The organism is Olsenella sp. An293, assembly GCF_002159495.1.
Taxonomy (GTDB): domain Bacteria; phylum Actinomycetota; class Coriobacteriia; order Coriobacteriales; family Atopobiaceae; genus Thermophilibacter.
On sequence record NZ_NFIT01000005.1, the window covers coordinates 53,858 to 67,434 of the forward strand.

The window sequence follows — 13,577 nt, forward strand, 5'->3', positions numbered from 1 at the left end:
CCGCTCGAACGTAGCAGTCAGGTCCCGCGGAACCCGGGGAACCGGGCTCCGCGGGACCAAGAGGTGCCTTAGCCCTTCGCGACGAGGTTGAGGGCGCCAAAGACGATGCCGATGACCAGGACGATGAAGATCGCCTTGGTGGAGGTCATGCCCTTGCGGCCAAGCAGCCAGTACACGAAGCCGACGAGCGCGGCGGGGACGAGCTTGGGGCAGATGTTGTTCAGAATGTCCTGAACGTTCAGCGGAACGCCACCGATGTTCGGGTTGATCGTGAGGACGATGCCCACGTTGGTGGAGACAAGCGCGCCGACCATGAAGACGCCCATGACGGTGGCGGCGTCGGTGATGGCGTTGAGCTTGTCGGACATGGTGGTGACGAGCTTCATGCCCTGATCGTAGGCGATGTAGGTCTGCTTGCAGCGGAACCAGTCGACAACCACGCAGGAGGCGATCCAGATGAAGATGCCGAGCGGGTTGCCCTCCATGGCCATGTTGGCGGCCAGGGCGCCGAAGATCGTCGGGAGCAGCGAGCCAAAGATGGAGTCGCCGATGGAGGCGAGCGGGCCCATGAGGCCGGTCTTCAGGGAAGCGACGGTCTCGAGACCCTCGACGCCCTCGGTCTCCTCGATGGCGAGGTCGATGCCCGTGATGATCGTGTTGAGGAAGTTGGAGGTGTTGAAGAACGGCGAGCACTGGGTGCGGCAGGCGGTCTTCAGGGCCTCGGTGTTGTCCCCATAGATCTTGCGGAGCTGCGGAAGGATGATCCACAGGTAGCCAGAGTGCTGCATACGCTCGTAGTTCCAGCCAGCCTGGAAGCCGACGAGGTTACGGATGTTGATCTGACGAAGGTCAGCCTTCGTGAGCTTGTAGCCAGTGGTCTTAGAGCTCATCGTCGTCATCTCCCTCCACGCCAGCAGAGACAGCCGCGACGGCGCCGGTCTGGTGCTGCTGGTAGTAGATGTAGGCAAGAGCGAAGCCGATGAGAGCAACGGTCAGCATCGACAGACCCTTGAAGCTGCCACCGGTGATGGCGGTCTCGGTAGCACCAGCGACCGTGGCGACGTCGCCGCCGATGGTCTGGATGCTCGAGAAGGCGGTGCCGAGGAGGGCAGCGATCACGAAGCCGAGGATGAGGTAGGCAACGTGCTTCTTGACGGGCAGGTAACGGAGCAGGATGGCGAAGCCGACGGCCGGCAGCATGCCACCGGCGACGGTGAGGCCGGTGCCGAGCCAGGCGAGGTCGCCGTTGAGGGCGCCGGTGATGGCGTCAACCAGACCCTGGCCGAAGGCGAGGGCGAGGAAGACCGGGATCATACGGGAGAGGCACCAGGAGACAGCGCCCATCCAGTAGTGAACGTTGTAGGCGCCCCAGTTCATCTTCTCGACGTCAGCGTCGCAGGCGTGACCCCAGAAGGTGTTGGCCATACGACCGAGAATGTCGGTGTAGACGAGGATCGCGGCCACGGGCACGCCGAGGGCGGCGAGGGCCTGCTCCGGGTCCATGCCGGAGCTCACGGCGAAGGCCGTGGCGATCAGGGTGCCGGAGTTGGCGTCGATGCGGGAAGCGCCGCCGAAAGTGCCAACACCGAGGATGGTGAGCTGCATGCTACCACCGATGAAAAGACCAGTTGCCATGTCGCCCATCACGAGGCCCGTGAAGAAGCCAGAGAACACGGCGGAGCCGGCGCTGGAGTACCAGTGCAGCTCGTCCATGATCTGGAAGCCCGCGTAGAGCGTGAGCAGAAGAATCTGCCACCACTGAATCATGGTTCTTTTCCTCCTTCTAACAACTCGAACGTATCGTACGTTTCACGCTATATCGCTGCGGTGCATCTCCCCTCACCGCGTAGCGCCTTGCTCGCCGCAGCCTAGGGCTTGAAGGTCTCCGGGCTGTTCTGCGGGGTGAGCTGGATGACCATGGGAATGCCCATGGAGGCGAGCTCGTTCAGGGCGTCGACGTCGTCCTGGCCACAGTTGATGTTGCGGTTGTAGGTCTTGACGATGTTCATCGAGGTGATGTTGCCGAGGATGATCTCGTCGAACTTCACGCCGGCCTTGGCGAGCTTGACGTAGACCTCGGGCTTCTTGACGACGATGAACAGACGCTGGGCGTCATACTTGCCGGCGAGGATGTTGGCCGCGGCCTTCTCGACGGGCAGGACGGAGAGCTTGCAGGTGGCGGGGGTGGCCATGCGCAGGACCTGCTTCTGCGTGGCGTCCTCGGCGACCTGGTCATCGACGACCATGAAGCGGCTGACCTGGCGGGCGTTGGCCCAGAGGTTGCCGACCTGGCCGTGGATGAGGCGGAAGTCAACACGTGCTCCAACGATCATGCTACTCAACTCCTTCTTTCTCGAGGTGGTTGATGAGGGGCGTCGAACGTAGGGAGATGGCGTCGCTCACGTGACCCTCGGTCTCAAACAGCACGAGCTCGTTGACGCCGGCGCGCGTGATGCCGTGGGGGACGTAGAGGGTGGCGATGGGACCGATCTCCCAGTACCTGCCCACGTTGACCCCGTTGACAAACGCGACGCCCTTGCCAAAGCCCGTAGTGTCTATATAGGTGTCTGCCGGCTCGTCGAGCGAGAACTCGAAGCGCGAGAAGGACGGCGTCCCCTCGGCCCAGCCGGCGGTGTAGTCAAGCTTGGAGACGTCCTCGAGCGGCAGGCGGAAGGCCTCCCAGCCGAGGATGAAGTGCAGGTCGGCGCATACGCCGGTGCGGATGCCCTTGCGCTGGGTGTCCGCCAGGAACTTGTGGCCGTAGTTCACGCGGCCCATGTTCTCCACGAGGACGTCGAGCTGGTTCTTCTCGGCAGGAAGGGCGTAGCGGATGTCCTCGCCGATGTGCTCCTGGTACTGGGTGGCCACGAGCGCGCCGTTGACGTAGACCTGCGCGCGGTCGCGGCCGTCCACCACGCGGATGCGCTCGGGCTCGGTCGTGTCGCGCTCGATCTGCGTGCGGTAGAGGACGTAGCCGTAGGACTGGCCCATGTCCTCCATCGTCTGCGGGTAGAGCGAGCGGACGGGCTCGGGGTCGAGGCAGCCGAGGTTCTCGAAGAGACCGGTGCGCGCCTTGAGCTCGATCTTCTCGGCCGGGACGTTTACCGCGGACTTGATCAGCGGCTCTGCGGTCCAGTTGTCCGGGAAGAGGTCGCGCACGACGTCGCGCAGCTTGTACCACTTCTCGGTGGGGTTGCCCTCCTCGTTCAGAGGGGCGTCGTAGTCGTAGGAGGTGACCTGGTGAAGGTCGTGGGTGTGGCGGGCGGAGCAGCCGTTCATGAAGCCAAAGTTGGTGCCGCCGTGGAACATGTACAGGTTGATGGACCCGCCGAGCTCCAGAAGCTCGCGCACGGAGTCAGCCAGGTCCTGGGCGTCGCGCGTGATGACGTTCTCGCCCCAGCGGTTGAACCAGCCGTCCCAGAACTCCATGCACATGAGCGGCCAACTCTTGCCGTGCTCCTCGTGGAAGGCCTTGAGGTTGGCAAAGTTCTCGGCCGCGCGGGAGCCAAAGTTGCCGGTGACGAAGACGTCGTCGTCGATGAGCGTGCCTGCGCGCAGGCATCCGCGCCACGGACCGTCGGAGGTGCACAGGGGGACGTCTACCCCGCGGTCGAGCATGAGGTCGCGGATGCCGCGCAGGTACTCCTTGTCCTCGCAGTAGGAGCCGTACTCGTTCTCCACCTGCATCATGAGGATGTTGCCACCGCGCGTAACCTGACGCTCGACCAAAATGGGCATGAGCGCGTCATAGTAGGCAGCGACGCGGGCGAGGAACTTGGGGTCGCGCGAGCGCGGACGCAGGGCGTGGTCTGCGAGCAGCCAGGCGGGCAGGCCTCCCCACTCCCACTCGGCGCAGATGAACGGCGACGGGCGGACGATGATCCACAGGCCCAGCTCGGTCGCCTCGTCGAGGAAGCGGGCCAGGTCGCAGATGCCCTCGAAGTCGAACTCGCCGGGACGCGGCTCGTGGAGGTTCCACGGCACGTAGGTCTCGACGGTGTTGAAGCCCATCGCCTTGAGGTTGTAGAGGGAGTGGCGCCAGTCCGACGGGTGAACGCGGAAGTAGTGAATCGAGCCAGAGAGAATCGTGAAGGGCTTGCCGTCGAGCAGGAACTGGTCCTTGATCTCGAAAGTGTGCATCTCACTCCTCACGTCCGGACCGCTGGTTAATCGTTAAAGCGTCGTTCCGCGCGTCGTCGGTCGCTGGTCGCGCATGGTAGCCACTATACACGTTCTCGACATGTTTGTTGTGAAATTATGAAGAGACGTGTGAACGGTCGGTTTTGTCCCGTGAGTGGAGTTTTCTGTTTTCGCAGTTCAGAAGTGGTATTAGTCACCACTTTTCGAATAAACACCAGCTAGTTGATAGAAAGAACTGGTAGTAACAACTGTATCAGTAATACCAGTGGTACTTATTTCGGCAGACCACTCGTCCCGCCCCCGGACGGCGCCGTGCGCCACGCCCGCCCAGAAAGATATGATGGGACAGACGCCTCCGGGGTATCTGTCAGATGGGACAGACACCTCCGGGATATCTGTCACATACCGCTGGCAAAGGAGCCGCCATGATCTCCACCGTCACGCTCAACACCTCCATCGACAAGGCCTACCAGCTTGCCTGCCCGCTCGTGGACGGCACGGTGATGCGCGTGCAGACCTGCATCGACAACGCCGGCGGCAAAGGGCTGAACGCCGCCCGCGCGGTCGCGACCTGCGGCGAGAAGATCGTGGCCACGGGATTTGTGGGCGGCAACAACGGCCGGCTTCTCTGCGAGCTTCTGGACGCCGACGGCATCGAGCACGACTTCGTGCACGTGGCGGCCGAGACGCGCTGCTGCGTGAACGTGCTCGAGCCAAACGGCCGCTCGACGGAGTTCCTGGAGCCCGGCCGCGCCGTGAGCGCGGACGAGGTGTCTGCCGTGCGCACGAAGGTCGCCGAGGTGGCGGCACGCGCCGACGTGGTGACCTTCAACGGCTCCGTGCCGGCAGGCTGCAGCGACGACATCTACCGCGAGCTGGTGGAGGTCGTGCGCGCGGCGGGCAAGCCGGCGATCCTGGACACCTCGGGCAAGCTGCTCGTGGGCAGCCTGGCCGCCCGTCCCGCGATGATCAAGCCCAACACCGACGAGATCCAGGCGATCCTGGGCCGCAAGCCGGAGTCCATCGACGAGATCTACGCCGCGGCGCGCGAGGTGCACGAGACCTACGGCATCGAGAAGGTCGTGGTGTCGCTGGGCGGCAACGGATCGGTCATGGCCTGCTCCGAGGGCGTCTTCCGCGGGCGCGCGCCGCGGATCGAGGTGGTCAACCCCGTGGGCTCGGGCGACACGATGGTCGGCGCCTTCGCCGTCGCCATGGAGCGCGGCATGGCAGTTAAGGACCAGCTCGCGTTTGCGATGGCCTGCGCGAGCGCCAACTGCCTCACGCCCTCGACCGGCCACTTCGACATGGCCGTGGCCGACGAGCTGCGCACCGGCACGAGCGTCGAGAAGGTCGCGTAGCCTCCGAACCTGGCGGCGCCCCGGCCCTCCCCTGTGCCCAGACAGTCCTCGCCGCAAAGAGCGCGGCTGCGGAACTGCGCCAGAGGAAGGCCGGGCGCCTTTTGCTGCAGGGTATGTACACCGCCTCTTGAGGGTATGTACACCTTTCCGGAATGCTCGTTCTTCTCGACAGCTCATCTACCTGGGGAAACGCTGATAGTCCGAACTCGGACGATGTACATACCCGGTATGCGCGGCGTACATACCCTCGATGGCGGCGGGGATGATGAGTGATGGGCAGCGGCTACGGGGCCGGACGCAGTTCAAGGCGGGCCGAGAAGGACGGGCGCTCGCCGGCCGTGACGTCCACCGTGAGCGACCCGCCCATCGACACCGCGAGCGCGCGGGCGACCGCGAGACCAAGGCCGGTGCCGCCGGAGTTGCGCGCGGGGTCTCCTTGGTAGAAGCGCTCCGTGAGGCGCGCGGGGTCGAGCCGGGCGGCGTCGGCGGGCGCAACGGGGTTCTCGACCGTGAGCGTCGTGCCCTCGACGCGCACGCACGGCGCGCCCGAGCCGTGGACGAGGGCGTTCTCCAGCAGGTTGGCGATCACACGCGCGAGGCCGTCGGGCGCAGCGAGCACGGGCGCGGTCTCGCCGAGCCGCACGTCGGGCTCCCAGCCGCGCACCGCGAAGACCCCATAGCGGGCGGCGAGCGCATCCGCCGCGGCATCAGCGAGGTCGCAGGCGACAAGCTCCGGCTCCCAAGACGGGTCCGCGGCGCGGGCGTAGGTGAAGAGGTCGTCCACGAGCACGCGCATGGCAGCGAGGCGCTTCTCGGCACCCTCGAGGTAGCGGGCGGCGCGCTCCGGGTCCGTCGCGCGCTGGGCGAGCTGCAGGTAGCCCTGGGCCCCGGCGAGCGGGGTGCGGATGTCGTGGGAGAGCGCGGCGAGCTGCTCGCGGAAGCGCTCATCGGCGCGGCGGCGCTCGAGGTCGCGCTCGAGGTCTGCGTCCAGGTGGCAGTCGACCGCGCGGGCGAGCTCGGCGACGGCAGGGTCGGCGGACTCCAGACGCGCACGGAGCGCGGGAGCCACGGCGGCGCGGTCCAGCAGCTCCGCCAGCCGCGCGAGGTCGCGGTCGCGGGCCCGGCGTGACGAAAAGGGGCTGTCCCTCTTCATCACAGGCTCACACGGGACATGAGCCTGTGGGAGATGACCCAGAACGCCGCGATGCAGACGACGCACGTCACGACAGGACCCAGGTCAAGCGTCGCGTTCATGCTGAGCAGCGCCGCCGGCTGAAGCGGCATCAGCAGCTGGGCCAGGTCGTAGGCGAGCTCCTGGGAAAACGGAATCGCCACCGCCATGGGCACGAGAAGCGCCAAGTTGAGCAGGCCACCTGCGAGCATGATCGAGATGAGCAGCGTCGTCCCAAAGCCGCGCGAGCGCCGGGAGAGCCACAGGAGCAGCAGGCCAAAGGCGGCGTACGTCCATCCCACGAGCATGCTGGCGAGCACGCGCAACACAAGCTCGCCCAGCGGCATCCCCTCGAGCTGTGCGCCGGGCGCGAGCAGCAGGATGAGCCCCAGCAGAACCGTCCAAGCCGTGAGCACCATCGAAAGCATGAGCGCAAGAATCATCCGCGTAGCCACGTAGTCGGCCCTTCCTCGCTCTGTGGCAATCGAGGCCCGCAGCCCGTCCGACGACAGGTCATGAACCGTGATGCCGGTCACAGCGAAGCACGTGCCAAAGATGGCTCCCGTATTGACAAGCGAGAGGAGCGACGACTCAAACGATATGACCAGATGCATGTCGGCATTCTGCGGGGTGAGCAAGGTCGTGAGGAGAGTCGCAAGGGCCCGCAGTGCCGGCAGCACAAAGGCCCCCTTCACGTAGGCGTCGCGCGAGGCGAGGTAGAGCGCGGCGCGAAGCTGGTTTCTCAGGTTGGTCATGGTGCTCACCTGCCCTTCTTTGACGTGCGGCGTCCGGCGGTGCCCGCCTTTCCGTCGATGATGCGCACGAGCTCGGCCTCCACGTCAGGCGCGCTCACGGCGAGCTCCGTCACGGCGATGCCCGCGGCCAGGAGCACCTGCGCCAGCACCGTGCGGTCCGGCTCGCCGCCGCCCGGCGCCGTCACGCGCAGGGCGCCGTCCGGCAGCACGCGCACCGTGAGGCCCGGCAGCTCCTCGGCGAGCACGGCCACCGTGCGCTCCGGGGCGTCGACGCGCAGCGTGAGGTAGGTGGCGCAGGCGTCGGCGAGCTCGTCGGAGGTGAGCTGGCGCATGAGGGCGCCGTCGCGCATGATGCCGTAGTGCGTGCACATGCGCTCGAGGTGCGTCAGGATGTGCGAGCTGATGACGATCGTCACGCCGCGCTCGCGGTTGAGGCGGATTAGAAGGTCGCGCAGCTCGGAAGCCCCCGTGGGGTCGATGCCGTTGAGCGGCTCGTCGAGCAGCAGCACCTCGGGCGAGCCGAGCAGCGCGAGGGCCACGCCGAGGCGCTGGCGCTGGCCCGCGGAGAGGTCATCCACGTAGGAACCGCGCGGCCAGAGCGCACGGCGCTTGCCGTCGCCGCCCGTTCGCTCGTCCAGGCCCACAGCCGCAAGCACTTCTCGGCACGCCTTCTGTGGGTCGGGCAGGCCGAGCACCAGGGCGCGGTTCATAAGGTTCTCGAAGGCATCGAGCCGGCCGTAGACCGCGGGCGCCTCTATGAGCACGCCGACGCGCGGGTCGGACTCGCACGGGCGCAGCTGCCTGTCAAGGACGCTCACGGTGCCCGCGTCCTGTCGCATGAAGCCCGCGACGAGCTTGAGCAGGGTGGACTTGCCCGCGCCGTTCTTGCCCACGATTCCAAAGACGGAGCCGGCAGGCACGGCGAGGCTCACGTCGCACACCGCGCGCACGCGGCCGCGCGAGAAGGACTTGGAGAGGCTGCTCGTCTCGATGGCGTTCATGGTGTCCCCCTTCCCTTGCTGCTTTCAGCCTACCCGGAAGGTGTCGGCAAACGCTCCAGAGACCTACAAGACTTTGACAAGATGCGCGCGTGGCAACGGGAAAGCGCGCCAACCCTACAGGCTCTTCGGAAGGTTCCCGTAGACCCCCTGTCTATGTCCCACGCGCACGACCTCAATAAGCAGCCTGTCCTCATGGATGCTGGCAAGTATGCGATATGACCCCACGCGATAGCGCCAACCCGACTCCGTTCCCTGGATCTGCTTTGATCCGGGAATGGCCTTGGGGTTATCGCAGCCCACGAGGTTTGTCTCAACCCACCTGACAACCATCGAGCGCTGCTTCCTTTCAATGGAAAGCAGCTCCTTGGCAGCTCGTCTCGTCCACTCGACCTCGTAGCTCACTCAGCATCGGCGGCCATCCTCATGACCTCCTCCATGCTGTAGCGGATACCGTCATCTGAACGAATCGCCTCGTCATAGGCAAGCTTGTCCGCAGCCTCCTCGACCTTCTCGAGGGCCGCCTCCCTCACCACATCGGAAAACGTGCTCCCCACGAAGTCGGCGTATGCCTGAATCCAAGACTTCTCCTCAGGCGCAAAACGAATCGCCGTCGCCCCCATTGCCATGGTCTGCCCCTTTCGTACTACGCTGTAGTACGAATAGTATACCCACTTACTGGCTAGAAGTCGTCTCGAGCTTGAAGCCGATGCCCCAGACGGTCTGGAGGTAGGCGTCGGTGCCGGACGCGCGAAGCTTGGCGCGCAGGTTGCTCACGTGCGTGGCGATGGTGCGCTCCTCAGTGAGGGCCTCCTCGCCCGCAACCAGCTCAAAGAGGGCGCGCTTGGTGAAGACGCGGCCGGGCTCGGCCATCATGGCGGCGAGGATGTCAAACTCGGTGCGCGTGAGGCGCAGCGGAGCGCCGTCCACGGCAAACGTGCGGGCGGCGGAGTCGAGCTCCCAGCGGCCAAAGCGCGCTACGACGCCCGCGCGCTCTTCTCGCCCGCGGCCGCGCAGCTGCACCTCCACGCGCGCGAGCAGCTCGTCGAGGTCGAAGGGCTTGACGAGGTAGTCGCTCGCGCCCAGGCGAAGGAGCGCCACGCGGTCCGTCACGGCGGACTTCGCCGAGGTCACGATTACGGGAGCGGCAACGCCGGCAGCGCGAAGGCGCCCGATGAGCTCCTCGCCGGGGACGCCGGGCAGCATGAGGTCCAAGATCACGAGGTCGAAGGGCCGGTTCTTCTCGGCGGCGCGCTCTGCCGCAAGCAGGGCCTCCGTGCCGGAGAAGGCCGGCACGCACGCGTAGCCCTCGTCCCCGAGAAAGGTGCAGACCACCTCGGAGAGCGCGGCGTCGTCCTCGACCACGAGGGCGTGGGGGCTGTTGGCGAGCGTATTCATGGAGCCAGTATAGCCCCGACCCCGCCGTGAGGGTATGTACACCGCCCGCTCAGGGTATGTACACTTTCCGGCCCACCAGCACTTCTCGCCCGCGTCTCTGACCTGCGGCTTTGCGAGAAGAACCTCAAAGTCGACTGTACATACCCGATATGCGCACTGTACATACCCTCAGGGACGGGCGCCCCTCAGCGCGTAAACGGCCACTCTCCCGCCGCGAGCGCCTCGATTGAGGCGGCCACCGCGTCGTCCTCGCAGGCACCGATGTGCCAGCGCGCCGCCTCGGCCGCCTCCGGCGCGGCGCCCGCCACCGCCACGGAGTTCTTCACGGCGGCGAACATCGGCAGGTCGTTGTCCGCGTCACCGAAGACCACGACGTCGTCGAGGCCCACGCCCAGACGCTCGGCCAGCCACGCCACCGCGGTGCCCTTGTTCCAGCCGCACGGCATGATGTTGGAGTACGTGGGCATGGCCCGGTCCACGTCAAACGCCACGACCTCGGCACCCAGCCGTGCGACGAGCTCGGCCATGGCCGCCTCGCCCGCGCCGGTGAAGACGTTGGCCTTCACCACGGGAAAGTCCGGCAGCTCACGTGTCACGCGGCAGCGCTCGGCATAGGCCGGGAAGTGCGCTGCCAGCACCTCGAGCTCGCCCTCCACCAGAAGCGGGGTCGCGTCGTCAAAGCAGACCAGCCCGGCGCCCGGCGTGGCGGCGACGATGGCGCGCAGCTGCTCGAGGGCGTCGGACGCGAGCGACTGCTCCATGACCTTCTCGCCGCCCAGGTAGACCTGCATGCCGTTGGTCGCGAGCGCCGTGGAGCAGCAGGCCGCGTCCCCGCCAAAGAAGTCCGGGATCCACGAGTAGCCGCGTCCGCTCGCGGCGCCCACCCAGAGGCCGGCGTCGATCGCCGCGTGGAAGGCGGCGACGGTGCGCTCCGAGACCTGGCGCCGACCGCGCGGCAGGATGGTCCCGTCAATGTCGGTGAGGATGAGCTTCACGGCCACGTTCTTCTCCCTTCGCCTTGTGCCCCGCGCATGGGGCGCACTCAGTATATGACGCGGCAGCCCAGCTCGGCCGCGTCCGCGCCCACCACGCCCTCCGGGTCCGCGTCCATGATCACGGCCTCGACGCGCTCGAGCGTCCCAAACCACAGGAGTCCGGCAGCGCCGACCTTGCTCTGGTCCATGAGGACGAACGTCCGAGAGGCGCAGCCCAGGTACGCGCGCTTGAGCTCGGCCATGTCCTGGTTGTTGGTCATGAGGCCGCGACCGGGCACGTAGGACGTTGGCGTGACGAAGGCCTTGTCCGGGTGGAGCATCTCGAGCGTGCGCATGGCGAGCGGGCCCGCGGTGTAGCGGTGCCCCTTGCGCAGGCTGCCTCCGAGCATGATGACGTCGAGGGAGGGCGCGGAGCGGTCGACGTAGTCGGCGATCGTGAAGTCGTCGGTCACGATGGTCACCCCCGTCCGTCCCGAGATGGCGCGGACAAGCTCGAGCGCCGTGGTGCCCGAGTCCACGAGCACCGCGTCCCCGTCCTCCACGAAGGGAGCCGCCAGCCGCGCGATGGCCTGCTTGGCCTCCACGTTCACGTTCACGCGCCGGTCCTGCACCGAGACCGTGAGCGTCTTGGAGAGCGAGACGGCGCCGCCGTGCGTGCGGCGCAGCTTGCCGTCGCGCTCGAGGGCGTCGAGGTCGGCGCGCGCCGTCACGCGGGACACGCCAAAGGCCTCCGCGAGCTGCTTGACCTGCACGGACGTCGCGCGGTCGAGCATGGAGAGAATCGCCGCGCGCCGCTCCTCTGATGACATTGCCATGCTCGCCCGCCCTTCTCGACGCTGTTCTCGCCCGCCGGCTACGCACCCGCCGGCTGCGTTTGTGTGCGAATTGTGTTTCCTTTTCTTGCCTTACCGGCAATCTATCACATTGTCTTTGCTTTCGTTTTGGAAAGCGCATCGGGCGGCGGCGGGGCTTGGCCGCCCAGCGGAGGGCGAGAAGAACGCCAGCGCTGCCTTTGCTTTCCCTTCCCCGCGCCGCTCGGCGGGCGCGCCGGGCCCCGCACGCGCGCGGGCCGCCTACAATGGCGGTATCAGCCGCTCCGAGGAAGGGAGTTTCGATGCTCGTCACCACGAAGGAAATGCTGCTCGACGCCCAGGCCGGCCACTACGCCGTCGGCGCGTTCAACGTCGAGAGCCTCGAGTTCGTCATGGCCGTCGTGAAGGCCGCCGAGGAGCTGCGCTCCCCCGTCATCATGCAGACCACGCCCGGCACCGTGAAGTACGCCAACCTCGACTACTTTGCCGCCATGTGCCGCGTCGCCGCCGAGCAGGCGAGCGTGCCCGTGGCCATCCACCTCGACCACGGCGACGGCTTCGACCGCGCGGTCCAGGCCATGAAGGCCGGCTACACCTCCGTCATGATCGACGGCTCCCACGACACCTTCGAGGACAACATCGCCCTCACCTCCTCCGTGACCAAGGTCGCCAAGCCGCTGGGCATCCCCGTCGAGGCCGAGCTCGGCAAGGTCGGCGGCAAGGAGGACGACGGCCCGGCCGTCGAGGGCGAGAGCCCCTACACCGACCCCGAGGAGGCCCGCGAGTTCGTCGAGCGCACCGGCTGCACGTCGCTCGCCATCGGCGTGGGCACCGCGCACGGCGTCTACACCGAGACCCCGCACATCGAGCAGAGCGTCGTGAAGGCCATCCGCTCCGTCGTGGACGTGCCGCTCGTGCTCCACGGCACCTCCGGCGTGCCCGACGACCAGGTCGCCGAGGCCATCAAGAACGGCATCTGCAAGGTCAACTACGCCACCGAGCTGCGCCAGGCCTTCATGCGCGGCTTCATGGGCTACATGGCCGAGAACCCCGGCGCCTTTGACCCCAAGAAGCCCAACAAGCCCGGCATGCAGGAGATCACCGACCTCGTCAAGGTCCGCATGACCAACCTCGGCTCCGTCAACAGGGCATAAGACAGGCACCGCCCCGACCACGCAGCTTTGGCCCCGGTTGCCGTCCCCGTGAGGGCGCAGCAACCGGGGCCTTCCTGTGTTTATAGGGCCCACGGAGCCCGTCCTCGTACTCCCGTGAGGACAAGGACGTCGAGCGAGAAGAACCTGCCCGCGTCACATAAAACGGGCCCCGACGCGCGCGGCGCGGGTCCGTTGACATTTTAACCTGACGACATTGTCAAAACGCTACGCCTCGGCGAGGCCGGAGTTGACGAGCTCGGCGATCTTCTCGGCATCGTCGAACGCCTGGACGTTCGCGCGGAAGCCGTCGTCCATGAGCAGGGCGGCCACCTTGGAGAGCAGCCGCAGATGCGTGGTGCCGGCCTCGGCGGCGGGCGTCAGGATGGAGATGGCGCAGGTGACGGGCGCATTGTCCATGGAGGGCCACTCGATGCCCTCGGTGAACTTGACGACGATCATGCCCGCCGCCTTGATGGCGTCGCTCTTGGCGTGGGGGATGGCGAAGCCGCCCGTCATGCCCGTGGTGCCCTCGACCTCGCGGGCCTTGTACGCCCCGTAGACGCCCTCGGCGTCATCGGAGAGGCCCAGCTCGACGGCCTTGGCGGCCAGCAGCCTGAGCGCCTCGTCGACGGAAGCGGCGCTCTGGCCGAGAACAACGTTGGATGCGGGAACGAACTCGCTCATCTCTACCCCCCTGCCCGGCGGCGTTCGCCGCCCGTGCCTATTCGTAACAGATACATGGTAGCACCGCGCGGGGAGGACGAGGACATCGGCGTCATCCTCCCCGCGCGGG

At 66.7% G+C, this 13,577-nt stretch carries 15 protein-coding genes; 2 read left to right on the plus strand and 13 right to left on the minus strand.

The annotated features are described in order from the left end of the window. Positions 1-68 precede the first annotated feature (68 nt). The 4 genes from B5F85_RS04340 to B5F85_RS04355 form a co-directional block, all read right to left on the minus strand. Positions 69-899, minus strand: a complete 831-nt coding sequence (locus B5F85_RS04340) for a PTS system mannose/fructose/sorbose family transporter subunit IID (protein ID WP_087314740.1) — start codon at positions 897-899, stop codon at positions 69-71. Then, positions 880-1,767 carry a PTS sugar transporter subunit IIC gene (locus B5F85_RS04345; protein WP_087314742.1) on the minus strand — a complete coding sequence of 296 codons (888 nt, stop codon included), beginning with the start codon at positions 1,765-1,767 and terminating at the stop codon, positions 880-882. Before B5F85_RS04345 ends, B5F85_RS04340 begins: the two co-directional genes overlap by 20 nt. A gap of 101 nt (positions 1,768-1,868) precedes the next feature. Continuing rightward, complete coding sequence (locus tag B5F85_RS04350) at positions 1,869-2,333, minus strand: PTS sugar transporter subunit IIB (protein ID WP_087314744.1); 465 nt, start codon at positions 2,331-2,333, stop codon at positions 1,869-1,871. Position 2,334: 1 nt separating this feature from the next. Continuing rightward, complete coding sequence (locus B5F85_RS04355; protein ID WP_087314745.1) at positions 2,335-4,140, minus strand: beta-galactosidase; 1,806 nt, start codon at positions 4,138-4,140, stop codon at positions 2,335-2,337. Positions 4,141-4,565: 425 nt separating this feature from the next. Between B5F85_RS04355 and B5F85_RS04360 the strand changes: the two genes are divergently transcribed. After that, the gene (locus tag B5F85_RS04360; RefSeq protein ID WP_087314748.1) at positions 4,566-5,501 is read left to right on the plus strand and encodes a 1-phosphofructokinase family hexose kinase; all 936 of its coding nucleotides are present in this window, start codon (positions 4,566-4,568) and stop codon (positions 5,499-5,501) included. Positions 5,502-5,784: 283 nt separating this feature from the next. On the opposite strand, the gene B5F85_RS04365 is transcribed toward B5F85_RS04360, so the two are convergent. From B5F85_RS04365 to B5F85_RS04400, 8 genes are all read right to left on the minus strand, one after another. Continuing rightward, positions 5,785-6,654, minus strand: a complete 870-nt coding sequence (locus tag B5F85_RS04365) for a HAMP domain-containing sensor histidine kinase (RefSeq protein ID WP_087314750.1) — start codon at positions 6,652-6,654, stop codon at positions 5,785-5,787. After that, a complete protein-coding gene (locus tag B5F85_RS04370) occupies positions 6,654-7,436 on the minus strand; it encodes a hypothetical protein (protein WP_087314752.1) in 783 nt (260 codons plus the stop codon). The genes B5F85_RS04365 and B5F85_RS04370 overlap by 1 nt, the downstream gene beginning before the upstream one ends. Beyond that, the gene (locus tag B5F85_RS04375) at positions 7,433-8,428 is read right to left on the minus strand and encodes an ABC transporter ATP-binding protein (protein ID WP_087314754.1); all 996 of its coding nucleotides are present in this window, start codon (positions 8,426-8,428) and stop codon (positions 7,433-7,435) included. The genes B5F85_RS04370 and B5F85_RS04375 overlap by 4 nt, the downstream gene beginning before the upstream one ends. A gap of 114 nt (positions 8,429-8,542) precedes the next feature. Then, positions 8,543-8,830 carry a type II toxin-antitoxin system RelE/ParE family toxin gene (locus tag B5F85_RS04380; RefSeq protein ID WP_087314756.1) on the minus strand — a complete coding sequence of 96 codons (288 nt, stop codon included), beginning with the start codon at positions 8,828-8,830 and terminating at the stop codon, positions 8,543-8,545. After that, on the minus strand, positions 8,827-9,054 hold the full coding sequence (locus B5F85_RS04385) for a DUF6290 family protein (RefSeq protein ID WP_087314758.1): 228 nt from the start codon (positions 9,052-9,054) through the stop codon (positions 8,827-8,829). Before B5F85_RS04385 ends, B5F85_RS04380 begins: the two co-directional genes overlap by 4 nt. Positions 9,055-9,100: 46 nt before the next feature. Next, complete coding sequence (locus B5F85_RS04390) at positions 9,101-9,823, minus strand: response regulator transcription factor (RefSeq protein ID WP_087314760.1); 723 nt, start codon at positions 9,821-9,823, stop codon at positions 9,101-9,103. Between the two features lie 185 nt (positions 9,824-10,008). Beyond that, positions 10,009-10,824, minus strand: a complete 816-nt coding sequence (locus B5F85_RS04395) for an HAD family hydrolase (protein WP_087314762.1) — start codon at positions 10,822-10,824, stop codon at positions 10,009-10,011. Between the two features lie 41 nt (positions 10,825-10,865). Then, complete coding sequence (locus tag B5F85_RS04400; RefSeq protein WP_087314764.1) at positions 10,866-11,633, minus strand: DeoR/GlpR family DNA-binding transcription regulator; 768 nt, start codon at positions 11,631-11,633, stop codon at positions 10,866-10,868. A gap of 299 nt (positions 11,634-11,932) precedes the next feature. Between B5F85_RS04400 and B5F85_RS04405 the strand changes: the two genes are divergently transcribed. Then, positions 11,933-12,784, plus strand: coding sequence for a class II fructose-bisphosphate aldolase (locus tag B5F85_RS04405; RefSeq protein WP_087314766.1), 852 nt, complete (start codon positions 11,933-11,935; stop codon positions 12,782-12,784). A gap of 225 nt (positions 12,785-13,009) precedes the next feature. On the opposite strand, the gene B5F85_RS04410 is transcribed toward B5F85_RS04405, so the two are convergent. Beyond that, the gene (locus tag B5F85_RS04410; protein WP_087314768.1) at positions 13,010-13,468 is read right to left on the minus strand and encodes a PTS sugar transporter subunit IIA; all 459 of its coding nucleotides are present in this window, start codon (positions 13,466-13,468) and stop codon (positions 13,010-13,012) included. Between the last annotated feature and the right edge of the window lie 109 nt (positions 13,469-13,577).

Bases quoted from the DNA above. Each gene is read 5' to 3' on its own strand.
- B5F85_RS04340 (WP_087314740.1), bottom strand. From the start codon at position 899: ATGACGACGATGAGCTCTAAGACCACTGGCTACAAGCTCACGAAGGCT.
- B5F85_RS04350 (WP_087314744.1), bottom strand. From the start codon at position 2,333: ATGATCGTTGGAGCACGTGTTGACTTCCGCCTCATCCACGGCCAGGTC.
- B5F85_RS04390 (WP_087314760.1), bottom strand. From the start codon at position 9,823: ATGAATACGCTCGCCAACAGCCCCCACGCCCTCGTGGTCGAGGACGAC.
- B5F85_RS04400 (WP_087314764.1), bottom strand. From the start codon at position 11,633: ATGGCAATGTCATCAGAGGAGCGGCGCGCGGCGATTCTCTCCATGCTC.
- B5F85_RS04365 (WP_087314750.1), bottom strand. From the start codon at position 6,654: ATGAAGAGGGACAGCCCCTTTTCGTCACGCCGGGCCCGCGACCGCGAC.
- B5F85_RS04375 (WP_087314754.1), bottom strand. From the start codon at position 8,428: ATGAACGCCATCGAGACGAGCAGCCTCTCCAAGTCCTTCTCGCGCGGC.
- B5F85_RS04345 (WP_087314742.1), bottom strand. From the start codon at position 1,767: ATGATTCAGTGGTGGCAGATTCTTCTGCTCACGCTCTACGCGGGCTTC.
- B5F85_RS04410 (WP_087314768.1), bottom strand. From the start codon at position 13,468: ATGAGCGAGTTCGTTCCCGCATCCAACGTTGTTCTCGGCCAGAGCGCC.
- B5F85_RS04385 (WP_087314758.1), bottom strand. From the start codon at position 9,054: ATGGCAATGGGGGCGACGGCGATTCGTTTTGCGCCTGAGGAGAAGTCT.
- B5F85_RS04405 (WP_087314766.1), top strand. From the start codon at position 11,933: ATGCTCGTCACCACGAAGGAAATGCTGCTCGACGCCCAGGCCGGCCAC.
- B5F85_RS04355 (WP_087314745.1), bottom strand. From the start codon at position 4,140: ATGCACACTTTCGAGATCAAGGACCAGTTCCTGCTCGACGGCAAGCCC.
- B5F85_RS04360 (WP_087314748.1), top strand. From the start codon at position 4,566: ATGATCTCCACCGTCACGCTCAACACCTCCATCGACAAGGCCTACCAG.